The 13367-nt window shown below is 64.0% G+C and carries 11 protein-coding genes; 7 read left to right on the top strand and 4 right to left on the bottom strand.

From position 1 onward, the window contains the following. Window positions 1-46: 46 nt before the first annotated feature. Entirely contained in the window at window positions 47-589 is a 543-nt protein-coding gene (rfbC, locus tag ACPTTF_RS03725) for a dTDP-4-dehydrorhamnose 3,5-epimerase (RefSeq protein ID WP_423370297.1), read from the bottom strand. Window positions 590-1003: 414 nt separating this feature from the next. On the opposite strand from rfbC, the gene ACPTTF_RS03720 reads away from it, so the two are divergent. From ACPTTF_RS03720 to ACPTTF_RS03705, 4 genes are all read left to right on the top strand, one after another. After that, complete coding sequence (locus tag ACPTTF_RS03720) at window positions 1004-2107, top strand: glycosyltransferase family 4 protein (protein WP_423371840.1); 1104 nt, start codon at window positions 1004-1006, stop codon at window positions 2105-2107. 14 nt (window positions 2108-2121) lie between these two features. Continuing rightward, window positions 2122-4149 (top strand): capsular biosynthesis protein, encoded by a 2028-nt coding sequence (locus tag ACPTTF_RS03715; protein WP_423370296.1) that lies wholly within the window; start codon window positions 2122-2124, stop codon window positions 4147-4149. Window positions 4150-4671: 522 nt separating this feature from the next. Continuing rightward, window positions 4672-6099 (top strand): mannose-1-phosphate guanylyltransferase/mannose-6-phosphate isomerase, encoded by a 1428-nt coding sequence (locus tag ACPTTF_RS03710; RefSeq protein ID WP_423370295.1) that lies wholly within the window; start codon window positions 4672-4674, stop codon window positions 6097-6099. 200 nt (window positions 6100-6299) lie between these two features. Then, on the top strand, window positions 6300-7112 hold the full coding sequence (locus ACPTTF_RS03705) for a mechanosensitive ion channel family protein (RefSeq protein WP_423370294.1): 813 nt from the start codon (window positions 6300-6302) through the stop codon (window positions 7110-7112). A gap of 72 nt (window positions 7113-7184) precedes the next feature. Here ACPTTF_RS03705 and ACPTTF_RS03700 read toward each other — a convergent pair whose 3' ends face one another. After that, a complete protein-coding gene (locus ACPTTF_RS03700) occupies window positions 7185-7868 on the bottom strand; it encodes a DedA family protein (protein ID WP_166956892.1) in 684 nt (227 codons plus the stop codon). A gap of 183 nt (window positions 7869-8051) precedes the next feature. Between ACPTTF_RS03700 and mutL the strand changes: the two genes are divergently transcribed. Further along, window positions 8052-10052, top strand: a complete 2001-nt coding sequence (mutL, locus tag ACPTTF_RS03695; RefSeq protein WP_423370293.1) for a DNA mismatch repair endonuclease MutL — start codon at window positions 8052-8054, stop codon at window positions 10050-10052. Then, window positions 10049-11023, top strand: coding sequence for a tRNA (adenosine(37)-N6)-dimethylallyltransferase MiaA (gene miaA, locus ACPTTF_RS03690; protein WP_423370292.1), 975 nt, complete (start codon window positions 10049-10051; stop codon window positions 11021-11023). The genes mutL and miaA overlap by 4 nt, the downstream gene beginning before the upstream one ends. Before the next feature lie 5 nt (window positions 11024-11028). Here miaA and tetR read toward each other — a convergent pair whose 3' ends face one another. Next, a complete protein-coding gene (gene tetR / locus ACPTTF_RS03685; protein WP_423370291.1) occupies window positions 11029-11661 on the bottom strand; it encodes a tetracycline resistance transcriptional repressor TetR in 633 nt (210 codons plus the stop codon). A gap of 63 nt (window positions 11662-11724) precedes the next feature. On the opposite strand from tetR, the gene tet reads away from it, so the two are divergent. Beyond that, window positions 11725-12918 (top strand): Tet(A)/Tet(B)/Tet(C) family tetracycline efflux MFS transporter, encoded by a 1194-nt coding sequence (gene tet / locus ACPTTF_RS03680; protein WP_423370290.1) that lies wholly within the window; start codon window positions 11725-11727, stop codon window positions 12916-12918. A 40-nt stretch (window positions 12919-12958) separates the two neighbouring features. On the opposite strand, the gene ACPTTF_RS03675 is transcribed toward tet, so the two are convergent. Next, on the bottom strand, window positions 12959-13354 hold the full coding sequence (locus ACPTTF_RS03675; protein WP_423370289.1) for a YybH family protein: 396 nt from the start codon (window positions 13352-13354) through the stop codon (window positions 12959-12961). Window positions 13355-13367: the final 13 nt, after the last annotated feature.

The following is a 13367-nucleotide window of genomic DNA, read 5'->3' as shown; positions in this document are numbered from 1 at the left end:
TTCGTCGCCACTCCTTTGCCCCGGAAGACCGGGGCATGACCGGCCTTCAGAACAGATCGGCCGTTGCGAACGGAACGCCTTGCTGATCCTTGGCGGAAACGACGGGAGTGTCGCCCAGCGGCCAGTCGATATTCAGTTGCGGATCATTCCAAAGGATCGTCTTTTCGTACTCGGGATACCAGTAGTCCGTCGTTTTGTACAAGAATTCCGCCGAGCTGGAGGTCACCACGAATCCGTGGGCAAACCCCTCCGGAATCCAAAGCTGCCGATTATTTTCGGCAGAGAGCGTCACCCCCACCCATTGACCGAACGTAGGCGATGAACGCCGCAAATCGACTGCGACGTCGAATACCTCACCGGAAACCACACGAACGAGCTTTGCCTGAGTATGTTGTATCTGGTAGTGAAGGCCGCGCAACACATTCTTTGCCGATTTGGAATGGTTGTCTTGCACGAATGTCGCATCGCGACCAATTGCCTCGACAAATTTATTTTGATTGAAGCTCTCAAAGAAAAAACCACGCTCGTCACCGAAAACTCTTGGTTCGATAATCTTCAAGTCCGGAATATTCGTCTCAACGATATTCACTCGTTCTCCCCAGCTCAAATTCAAAGATCAGCATCGCGGCCAATCGCCGGATGTATATTCCACCGCCCTGACGCGGCACCGCTGTACGCTCGGGCCGCGCCAATCGGCCTTGCCCCGTCGCTTGGTGCAGCAACTAAGCCTTTGCAAGAATCGTTGCTCCCATCCGAAGACGGTCGTGGAGGCAGCCCCTCGCCCGAAGATAACAGCCGACGAGAATGCATCCTGTTCCACGACGTCCGCACATTCAAAATTTCACAGCACCGGCGAATCCGCAGCTTCGATTATCGCATGCAACGGTTAGAATATGAGGCCGCCCCGACACGGGCTCCAAGCGAATATTCCCGATCATCGAGCTGACCTGTGCAAAGAATATTATTAGACGTGACGCGTTTGCAGACCCGCCTCTGCAAACGCATGCTCCCTACCGGAGTGGACCGCGTCGGCCTCGAATACATTCGCCGCTACGCGCCACGAGCGCGTGCCGTACTGAGCGAACAGGGTTTTCACGCCGTGTTGTCGGAAAGCGATTCTGCCGTCGTGTTCCAGACCTTACTGGAGCAAGACTTCAGTAGAGCCGCCGCGATGCGGATGCTCGCTGCCAAGGCGCTCCTGACTGCGTGGAGAAAAACACCGCTTCCCGGAAGCATCCTGTTGCACACCAGTCACTCGGGAATGGAGTTCGCGCGATACCCGAAGGCAATGCGCAGACTCGGTGTCCGCACCGTCTTCATGGTGCATGACCTGATTCCCCTGACTCATGCCGAATATTGTCGAGAAGGGGTCCGTGAAACGCATCGACGACGCATCCATACCGTATTTGAGCATGCGTCTGGTGTCATAGCCAATTCCGGCTTCACACTGGATTCCCTTACCGAGGAGGCGCATCGCGCCGGCATGACGCTACCGCCCACCGTTGTCGCCCGGCTGGCTCCCGGAATCGATCGACCGGTGACGGATTCTCGCGCCCCGATCGATACGCCTTATTTCGTCATGCTTGGCACCATAGAACCGCGCAAGAATCATTGGTTCATGTTGCACGTGTGGCGTCGAATCGTCGAGGAGTCCGGCAACAATGCGCCAAAGCTCGTCGTCATCGGTCGGCGCGGCTGGGAATGCGAGAACGTCGTCGACATGCTCGAGCGGTGCGAGAACCTGAAGGGCGCAGTGGTGGAACAACCCAATTGCTCCGATCGCGATTTGCAGGTGTGGCTGCAACACGCGCGCGCCCTTTTGTTTCCCTCGTTCGTGGAAGGTTACGGTATGCCGCTCGTCGAAGCGCTGACGATGCAGGTTCCCGTCATCGCCAGCGACCTCGGTGTATTCCGGGAGGTGGCGGGTGACGTTCCCGACTACCTGGACCCGCTCGATGGCCCAGGCTGGATGGCCCGAATTCGCGCCTATTCACAGGCGTCAAGCCCCGAGCGTGATAACCAGCTGGTCCGAATCTCGCAGTTTCGCGCGCCCACTTGGGCCGAACATTTCGCCCGGGTCGACCGCTTTCTGGAAGAACTGGGTTGAATGTCCGCGCCACGATGAGCGATTCACCTCGAGAATCCGAACACCCCTGGACCTTGAAGCTGCATGAAATCATTCCAGGACAACGCACGCTGAGCTGGTTGCTCGGCAAGTCACCCTATCTGTGGGTCGACCGCAAAGGGGCCGGGCGGCCGGTGCAACGTCTGGCTCACACATTCTGGCCGGAAACCATGGCGGCATGGCCGGGCCCGATTGCATCCTGTCGAGACTGGGGCATTCCGCAACTCTCATGGTTTGCCGTTCCACTCACGGCGCACGATGCAATGCGGTCGCTGATCGAGAGCATGAACGACATGCTCACCGCGAAATCCGATTGCCATACGCCCGACATCCTGTCGCTGATGCAACGCGTACTCGAAACCGATGCATTGCACCCGGCGAATCGAATGACGGTCGCGCAACAGATCTTCGAATCTCGCCCACCTCGTTCACGTATCGTCCTCGTCGACGAACGATCGTATTCCGCAACCAATCCCGGCTCGTCTGTACGTGCTCGACGTCGCGAATTTCGCACCATGCTGCAAAATGCAAGGTCGGCCCATCCCGACGCCGAGTTCTGGCTCGCGCGCTCCAGCGACCCCGGTAGCGGCGCCTGGCTTTCGTCCGATATGGAGCTGCCCGGCGACATTCGCCGGCTTCACGAGCCGTATTCACTTAGACAGATACTAAGTGCAGCCAGTCATCTGTATGTCGTCGGCGCGTCGGAAGGCGTCGGCGGGCTGTTGGCCGATGTACCTACGCATGTGTTCGGCAAGCCGTACTACGCTGGATGGGGCCTCACGCACGATGCGCTCGAATTTCCGGAACGAACGGCCCGCCCGACACTTGCCGCATTTTTTGAGTCAGTGTTCCTTCGCCACGTCCGGTATCTGGATCCCGCAACGCATCAACCCGGGACACTGGCGTCAGTACTGGAAAGCGTGGAACTGCAACGATCCGTGGCCTCGCGCTATGCGTGGCTCAAATGCGTTGCCGCCGTGCGTTTCCAATGGTGGAAGCGGCCATTCGCCACCCCGTATGTAACAGCAGGCGGCGGCACATTGCGCTGGACCGATCAGCCCCGACTACTGCGATCGGACGAACAGGCCGTCGTATGGGGAGGGCGTGACGCAACAGAGGTTCCACCCGGTGTTCGAGTCGTCAGGATCGAGGACGGCTTTCTCCATTCGATCGGTCTCGGGTCCGACATGATTGCGCCGTGCAGTCAGGTAATCGATCAACAAGGCCTGTATTTCGATGCAAGTCGTCCGAACGATCTAACCGCAATACTGAACAAGACGACGTTTGATGCGGCTGAACTAACACGCGCAGCCGCGTTGCGCTCCCTCATCGCGGAACTCGGCCTCACGAAGTACAACCTTGGCCGCCGTGCACCGGCATGGCCGGTTCCGAGCAACAAGCGAGTCGTCCTCGTGCCGGGTCAAGTGGCCGACGACGCGTCCATCCGCCTCGGTACCCGGGCAATCAACACGGCCGAGATGCTGCTGCAGGAAGTTCGGCGGCTTCGGCCCGACGCCTTCATCGTATACAAGCCGCATCCCGATGTCCTGTCGGGCAATCGGAACGGCCTCATCGATGCAGCACGATTCGCCGACATTGTCGACGCCGATGCCGATCTGATTTCGCTGATCGAACGCGCCGACGAAGTCCATACGTTGTCGTCCCTGTCCGGCTTCGACGCACTCTTGCGTGGCAAGGCGGTATTTACTTACGGTCTGCCGTTCTACGCCGGCTGGGGACTCACGCATGACGCGCTCGCACCGGTGCCGTGGCGCGAGCGCACCTTGTCTCTTGACATGCTGACGGCCGGCGCGCTGTTGCGCTATCCGCTGTATTGGGATTGGCGCCTGCTCCGCTTCACGACTCCAGAGGCCATTTGCGGACAGATCGCCAGGGCAGCGGGCCGCCCGCTGGAACAGGTTCGAGGCAACCGCATACGCCCGTTACTCAAGGCGATTCGCTGGACCCGCAATGCACTGGTTCATTTCCACTGGCGCTGCCGACAACATTTCCACCGCATGTAGGGCGAAGACAGAGCAGTCGTCGCTTGGCGATCGCAATGCATCGACGCCGTATCGGATCCGCGAGATTCCTTCACCGGTGCGGCCGATAACACATCGATAGTCCCAAGTCCGATACATCCCGTGCGAATCGAATCGTGTGCCCCCTATGGATCTCCACGACAGACCGTACGTACACGCGTCCTGCCCGTTTTTCACTAGGGTAAGCTGCTTGCGTCAGAAATCTTGGGCCCAAGCAAGTATTAGTACTTCGGCGGCTTGAGCTCGGTCGTCTCGGACGACATCCCGCGCTAAGCTCGCCTGCTTTTCCGCCTGGAAACGCAGGCGCCTGTCAATGAAGTTGCCCTTCGGACCTGGAAGATCCTGCTCCGTCTCCAGTGGCGATATCGTTGTACTCCGTTTAGCGTTTCTTACGTCACACTCGTGGGCGAGCAAGCCAACACTTCACGTCATCCCGCTTTGCTAAAATGACTCGCCCTCTCGAATCGAACTGGCACCCAATCGCCCCGACCCAGGCATTCCCCCATGAGTATCCACCCGATCATCCTGTGCGGCGGTAACGGCAGTCGTCTGTGGCCGATGTCCCGCAGCAACTACCCGAAGCAATTTCTAAAGCTGGCGGGCGAACAGACCCTTATCCAGCAAACGGTCCTGCGCGCCAGCAAAATATCGGGAATCGCCTCTCCGGTCATTGTCGCGAATCACGCACATCGCTTCATGGTTGCCGAGCAACTTCAGCATACCGGTATCAAACCACGGGCCATCGTGCTGGAACCGCTCGGCCGGAACACCGCACCAGCGATTACCGTTGCAGCACATCTCGCATTACGCGATGATCCGGATGCCTTGCTTCTCGTGCTGCCGTCCGACCACGTTGTGCAAAATTTGCCGGCGTTTATTACGGCCGTCGACACCGCGGTCGCAGTCGCAAAGCAAGGACACCTCGTCACATTCGGGATTCCGCCGACCGAGCCCCACACCGGTTATGGGTACATTCGCCGCGGTGAAGCGATTGAGACCGGCATTGGCGCCCACGCTGTCGATGCATTCGTCGAAAAGCCCAACCGTGAGCGTGCTGCGGAATTCGTCCAGGACGACCGCTACTACTGGAACAGCGGCATGTTTCTGTTGAACGCGGCAGCTTATCTCGACGATATCGCACAACATTCACCCGATATCAGTCGACAAGCAGCAATGGCGCTTGAACACGCTCAGCAGGACTACGATTTTCTCCGCCTCGACAACGAAGCATTCGCCGCGTGTCCAGACGTCTCCATTGACTACGCTGTCATGGAGAAGACCGAGCGTGCAGCCGTGGTCGCGGCAGCTCAACTCGGCTGGAGCGATATCGGTTCGTGGAGCGCGCTAGCTGATATCTCTGCACGCGACGATCACGGCAATATAGTGTCTGGTGACGTCTATACGGACACGGTCGCAAACTCATACATCCGTGCGGAACACCGAATGGTCGCGGCGATCGGCGTCCAGGATGTCGTCATAGTCGAAACCGCAGATGCTGTCCTCGTCTCGCATCGCGACCATGTCCAGGACGTAAAGAAGGTCGTCGAAAGACTCAACGTGTCGGGACGGCTCGAATCAGTCACGCATCGCCGTGTCCCTCGCCCTTGGGGATCCTACGAAAGCATTGATGCCGGCGATCGCTTCCAAGTCAAACGGATCATTGTCGCACCCGGAGCGCAACTGAGCCTGCAGATGCATCACCACCGCGCCGAGCACTGGATCGTCGTAAAGGGCACCGCACTTGTGACGAACGGGGACGCGGAAATCATTCTTACCGAAAATCAATCCACATATATTCCCCTTGGCACCCCACATCGACTCAAAAACCCGGGGAAGATCCCGCTCGAGTTGATCGAAGTCCAGTCGGGCTCGTATCTCGGCGAGGACGACATCGTCCGCTTCGAAGACACTTACGGCCGTGCAGCGTCGTAAACACAGCAACTTCCTGGTCGTGCGCCGCAACCGGCGTCGATCCGATGCACCAGACGGGCAGTACGCACACGCGTCCTGCCCGTCTTTCATTTCGTCAAGCAACGTAAGACCGGTTGCCCGCCCCTCCCAGCTCAGGTTATAAAAGCGCCACCCACCCCGGTGCATGCGCCGCCCTTTTCACCCTTGACTTCGGAGAACGCATGATCGATCTCGCCACAGCCCAGCAATTCCTGATGACCCGCGGCCTCGACTTCGGCCTCAACCTTCTCGCCGCGATCGTCTTGTGGTTCGTCGGCCGCTGGGCGATCCGCATCGCCACGCGCCTGCTCGGCAAGGTCGTCCGCCGCAGCGGCAAGGTCGACCCGACGCTCACCGACTACCTGACCTCCGTCGTCGGCGTGCTGCTGACGATCCTGCTGATCCTCGCGATCCTGCAGATCTTCGGCGTGCAGACCACCTCGTTCGCCGCCCTGCTCGCCGGCCTCGGCCTCGCGATCGGCACGGCCTGGGGCGGCCTGCTCGCGCACTTCGCCGCCGGCGTGTTCATGCAGGTGCTGCGTCCGTTCAAGATCGGCGACGTGATCAACGCGGGTGGCGTCACCGGCACGGTGAAAGAACTCGGCCTGTTCGGCACGACGATCGTCACGCCCGACAACATCGTGACGATCGTCGGCAACAACAAGATCTTCTCGGACAACATCGCCAACTACAGCGCAACGTCGTATCGTCGCGTCGACCTGACCGCGAAGATCGCGAACGGCGTCGATGCGGTCGACGCGATCAACCGCCTGAAGACGTCGCTCCAGCAGATCCCGAACGTGCTGACCAACCCGGCGCCGGACGTCGGCGTGCTGCAGTTCACGCCGGAAGGCCCGCTACTGTTCGTGCGCCCGTCGACGGCACCGGAAAATTACTGGCAGGTGTACTGCGACACCAACCGCGTGATCCTCGAGACGTTCCGCGACGCGCAATACCCGACGCCCGAAACCCCGATCTCGCATCGCAACGCGTAACGGCGGCACCGGACGAAAAAAAAGCGTGGCACCCGCCACGCTTTTTTATTGACTGAAGACAAAGCCCCCGCCTCAACGCCCGCCCGTCTTCTGCGCGTTATCCGACTGCTTCCCGCGCACCAGCTTCCACACCGCACCAAGCGCGACCGGCACGATCGCCGCACCGATCCCGACCAGCACGATCACGTTCAGGTACTGGCGGATGAACGGAATATTGCCGAAGAAATACCCGAGCAGCACGAGCAGCAGCACCCACACCAGCGCACCGATCACGTTGAAGAGCTGAAAGCGCCCGACGCTCATCGACGACGCGCCCGCGACGAACGGCGCGAACGTACGCACGACCGGGATGAAGCGCGCGAGCACGATCGTCTTGCCGCCGTGCTTGTCGTAGAACGAGTGGGTCTTCTGCAGCGCTGCGCGATCGAGGAAGCGCTCGAGCACCGGGATATGGGTATTGAACACCTTCGGGCCGACCCAGCGGCCGATCAGGTAGTTCACGGTGTTGCCGGAGATCGCCGCGACGAGCAGCAGCACGATCAGCACGCCGACGTTCATTTCACCCGTCGCCGCGAACGCGCCGCCGATGAACAGCAGCGAATCGCCCGGCAGGAACGGGAACACGACGAGCCCCGTCTCGCAGAACACGATCAGGAACAGCACGAGATAGACCCACGCGCCATACTGCCGGATGAAATCGCCGAGGAAAGCGTCGATATGCAGGACAAGGTTGACGAAATGAAGCAGCGTATCCAAATGCGATTCCTCGAAGGCGATAGGGCCGGAACGGCCGAAACAGGCCAGGCATGGCGGAGGCGCCCGCCAGCCAAGGCGGCGCGCGGAACGGAGTCATGATACCGAAACTACCTTAAGGCTCCGTGAAAAAACGTAACGCTTGGCCGCCCCGGCACGCATTCGCCGCCTCGCTATAATTCGGCCATGTCCGATATCACCGAAACGGCCGCGGGCGACACGCCCGCCCCTGCTCCGCGCCCGCTGCGCGCGATCCAGCCCCTGCCCGACCAGCTGATCAGCCAGATCGCCGCCGGCGAGGTCGTCGAACGCCCGGCGTCGGTCGTCAAGGAGCTGCTCGAGAACGCGATGGACGCGGGCGCCAAAACGCTGCGCATCGTGCTGGAAGAAGGCGGCGTCAAGCGCATCTCGATCACCGACGACGGCTGCGGGATTCCGCCGGACGAGCTCGCGCTCGCGCTGATGCGCCACGCCACCAGCAAGATCCGCTCGCTCGAGGAGCTCGAGGCGGTCGCAACGCTCGGGTTCCGCGGCGAAGCGCTCGCGTCGATCGCGTCGGTCGCCGAGATGTCGATCACGAGCCGCACGGCCGATGCCGCGCACGCGATGAAGATCGATGCGCAGACGGGCGTGCTGTCGCCCGCCGCCGGTGCGACCGGCACGACGATCGAGGTCCGCGAGCTGTACTTCAACACGCCCGCACGACGCAAGTTCCTGAAGAGCGAGCAGACCGAGTTCGGCCACTGCCTGGAAATGATCCGCCGCGCGGCGCTCGCGCGGCCGGACGTCGCGATCTCGGTGCTGCACAACGGCAAGGCGGTCGAGCACTGGAATGCGACCGAGCCTGCGCAGCGCGTCGCGAAGATCCTCGGCGACAGCTTCGCGACCGCACACCTGCCGCTCGACGAACAGGCCGGCCCGCTGGCCGTCTACGGCTGCGCCGGGTTGCCGACCGCAAGCCGCGGGCGTGCCGACCAGCAGTATTTCTTCGTTAACGGCCGCTTCGTGCGCGACAAGCTGCTGACGCACGCGGTGCGCGCGGCCTACGAGGACGTGCTGCACGGCGACCGCTACCCGTCGTACGTGCTGTTTCTCGACTTGCCACCGGAAGCCGTCGACGTGAACGTGCATCCGTCGAAGATCGAGGTGCGCTTCCGCGATTCGCGCTCGATCCACCAGTACGTGTTCCATGCGGTCCAGCGCTCGCTGGCGCGCCATGCGGGTGCCTCTCCGGAAACCACGGCGGGCGGCCATGCCGCGCATATCGAACCGGCGCCGCGCGGGCCGTCGTCGTTCCTGGACACGCCGCTCGGGCAAAGCCCGGGCCACGCGACCGGCGGCATGGGTGGCATCGGCGGCGGCGGCTTCTCGTCGCCGTCGTCCTCGTCGACGGGCAACACCTGGATGCGCCAGGCGCGGATGACGCAGGGCACGCTGCCCGTCGCGCAGCCGCTCGCGCTCTACGACGCCATGTTCGGCCGCAAGGATAACGGCGCCGGCACGCCAGACGGCACGACCACCATCGCACGCGATTCGGCCGACACGCCGGTCGTGCCGCCGCCCGGCTTCACCGTATCGCCGATCGCCGCTACCGCATACGACGAGCAGCCGCTCGGCTTCGCGCTGGGCCAGATCCACGGCATCTACGTGCTCGCGCAGAACGCGCACGGACTCGTGATCGTCGACATGCACGCGGCACACGAACGGATCCTGTACGAACAGTTCAAGAACGCGCTCGCCGACCGCTCGGTCGCCGTGCAGGCGCTGCTGCTGCCGGTATCGATGACGGCCACGCCGATCGAGATCGGCACGGTCGAGGAGGAACGCGACACGCTCGAATCGCTCGGTTTCGACCTGGCGGTGCTGTCGCCGACGACGCTTGCGATCCGCGCGGTACCGGCGCTGCTGAAGGATGCCGACCTGCAGTCGCTCGCGCGCGCGGTGCTTGCCGACCTTCACGCGTTCGGCGGCTCGCGTGTGCTCACCGAGCGTCAACACGAACTGCTCGGTACGCTCGCCTGCCACCATGCGGTGCGCGCGAACCGGCGCCTGACGCTCGACGAGATGAACGCACTGCTGCGGCAGATGGAGGCCACCGAGCGCGCGGACCAATGCAATCACGGCCGGCCGACGTGGTATCAGCTCACGCTGAACGATCTCGACCGCCTCTTCATGCGCGGCCAATGAGCGCGGCACCGCAGTCCTCTCCGACGACGATCGCCTGCCTGCTCGGCCCCACCGCATCGGGCAAGACGGCCGCGGCGCTGGCGCTCGCCGCGCGCCGCCCGATCGAGATCGTCAGCGTCGATTCGGCGCTCGTCTACCGCGACATGGATATCGGCACCGCGAAGCCGTCGCGCGACGAGCGCGCGAGCGTGCCGCATCACCTGATCGACATCATCGATCCGGCCGACGCGTATTCGGCCGCGAGTTTCCGCGCGGACACGCTGCGCCTGATCGGCGAGATCGCCGCGCGCGGCTGCACGCCGCTGCTCGCGGGCGGCACGATGCTGTACTACAAGGCACTGACGCAGGGGCTCAACGACCTGCCCGGCGCCGATCCGGACGTGCGTGCGACGCTCGATGCCGAAGCCGCGCGCGATGGCTGGCCCGCGCTGCACGCGCGACTCGCGCAAGTCGATCCCGTTACGGCCGCGCGGCTCGCGCCGAACGATTCGCAACGGATCCAGCGGGCGCTCGAAGTGTTCATGCTGAGCGGGCAGCCGATGTCGGTGCTGCTCGCCGCCCCGCGACGCAGTGACGATGCCGCCGCCGCTTACCGCTTCGTGCCGGTCGCGCTCGAACCGTCCGATCGCGCGGTACTGCACGCACGGATCGCGCAGCGCTTCGATGCGATGCTCGACGCGGGTTTCATCGACGAAGTCGAGCGGCTGCGCCGTCGCGAGGACCTCCATCCCGACCTGCCGTCGATGCGCTGCGTCGGCTACCGGCAGGCGTGGGAATTCCTCGACGGCGACACCGACTACCGGACGATGCGCGACAAGGGCATCTTCGCGACGCGCCAGCTCTGCAAGCGCCAGATCACCTGGCTGCGCGCGATGCCGGAGCGGATCGTCGTCGACTGCATTGCGCCGGACGCCACGGCCCGCGCACTCGACGCACTGGAACGCGTGCTCGACGGCAGCACACCGGCCTGAGCGCGTCAGCCGCGCTCGCGCGCTGCCAGGTGCGCGCGGGCGCCGTCGACGATCAACGCGACGCCGCGCTCGAACGCTTCGTCGCCGCCGCGCGCGCGCAGCGCGGCCCAGCCCTTCGCGAGCAGCGGATACTCGGCCGCGTCCGGCAGCGACGCATCGGCCTCGCCGTCGGGTTCCGCCTGCTCCTCCAGCACCCATCCCACCACGAAGCGGCCAAGTGCATACATCACGTCGACCGCCTCGTCCGGCGCGAAACCCGCGTCGCCGAGCAACGCGACCTTGCGCTCGATCGAGCTGAAATGCAGCGTGCGCGGCCGCGTACCGGCATGCAGGCGCGCGCCGTCGCGATAGGCCAGCAGTGCGCGACGGAAACTGCGCGCGTTGTCGAAAAGCCACGCATCCCACGCCTCACCCGGCCGCGGCAGCGACGCATCGTGGCGCTCGAGCATGATCGCCTCGGCCATTGCGTCGAGCAGTTCGGCCTTGTTCCGGAAATGCCAGTAAAGCGTCGGCGACTGCACGCCGAGCCGCTCGGCAAGCCGCCGCGTCGACAACCCGTCGATGCCGACTTCATCGAGCAGTTCGAGCGCCGCGCGCAGTACCGTGTCGCGCGTCAGCCGCGCCCCTGTGTCCTTCATCTCTATCACCGATAGGGAGAGCTGTGGAATAATCACCACTCTATCACCGATAGAGTTACCCTCTTGAATCCGTCCCTGATTGCCATCCTGGCCACGGTCCTGCTCGACGCGATCGGCGTCGGGATCGTGATGCCGATCCTGCCCGGGCTCCTGCGCTCGCTCGCCAGCGCGAACAGCACCGACACCCACTACGGGATACTGCTCGCGCTGTACGCGTTCGCGCAGTTCCTGTGCGCACCGCTGCTCGGCGCGCTGAGCGACCGCTTCGGCCGCCGGCCCGTACTGCTCGTGTCGCTCGCGGGCGCCGCGCTCGACTACCTGCTGATGGCACTCGCGCCGACGCTCGCCTGGCTCTACGTCGGGCGGCTGATCGCGGGCATCACCGGCGCGAACGTCGCGGTCGCGACTGCGTACGTCACCGACGTCACGGCCGAACCCGACCGCGCACGACGCTTCGGCCAGCTCGGCGCGATGATGGGCATCGGCTTCATCGCGGGCCCGTTGATCGGCGGCCTGCTCGGCGCGCTGCATGTGCGCGCGCCGTTCGTTGCGGCCGCCGTGCTCAACGCGCTCAATCTCGTGCTCGTCTGGCGCGCACTGCCGGAGTCGCGGCCGCGTTCGGCCCGCGAAGGCCATACGGTCGGCGCGCTCAACCCGTTCGCCAGCCTGCGCCGACTGAGCGGCTCACCGGCGCTCGTGCCGCTGATCGGTATTTACGTGATCGTGGCGCTGGTGTCGCAGGCGCCCGCCACGCTGTGGATCCTGTACGGCCAGGAACATTTCGGGTGGTCGACACCGATCGCGGGGCTGTCGCTGGCGGGCTACGGCGCGTGTCACGCCCTCGCGCAGGCATTCGCGATCGGGCCGCTGATCGCACGGCTCGGCGAGCGCCGCGCGCTCGCACTGGGCCTCGCGGGCGATGCGCTCGGGCTCGCGGCGATTGCGTTCGCGACCGCCGCGTGGGTGCCGTTCGCGCTGCTGCCGCTGTTCGCAGCGGGCGGCATGACGCTGCCGGCACTGCAGGCGATGCTCGCGCGGCAGGTCGACGATGCGCGCCAGGGTGAACTGCAAGGCGCGCTCGCGAGCGTGGCGAGCCTGATCGGCGTCGCGGGGCCACTGGTCGTCACCACAACCTATGCGGCGACGCGCGCGACGTGGCCGGGGCTCGTGTGGGCCGTGGCTGCCCTGCTCTACCTGCTCGTGCCACCGTTGCTGGCCGGCGCGCGTCCGGCTAGCGCGCCGCGGCAGTCCGCATGAGCATCTGCGGGCGGGGGCGACGGCGCCCGCGCCACCGCGCTCAGTGCACGAGCGTCACGAGATTGGCGTCGCGCACGAGCTGCCAGCGGCCGTCGGTCTTGCGGAAGATCGTCAGCGTATGGCCCGAACGACGGATCGTGTCGCCGCCCGGCGGCGTCGCTTCGATTTCGAGGAAATTGCGCATGTACGCCCAGTCGCCCAACACGCGCAGTTCGTCGATCCGGTAGCGGCCGTCGATCGTCGGCGCGGGCCCGCCCCCGGCATTCGCGTCACGCGACGCGGCCGCAAACGCCGCCTTGTCGAACGGAGGCTTGCCCGCCACCATGAAGATCGCGTCGTCGGCGATCAGGTCGAGCACGGTCGCCAGGTCGCCGCGGCGGCTCGACACGAACCAGTTGTCCACGAGCGTGCGGATCGCATGTTCGTCTTCGGTCATCGTCGTCCCTCCT

The sequence above is a fragment of the Burkholderia crassaminum genome (genome assembly GCF_964265005.1).
GTDB lineage: Bacteria > Pseudomonadota > Gammaproteobacteria > Burkholderiales > Burkholderiaceae > Burkholderia.
The sequence above is the reverse complement of the archived record's forward strand: the minus strand, read 5'-3'. Positions and strand labels throughout refer to the sequence as shown.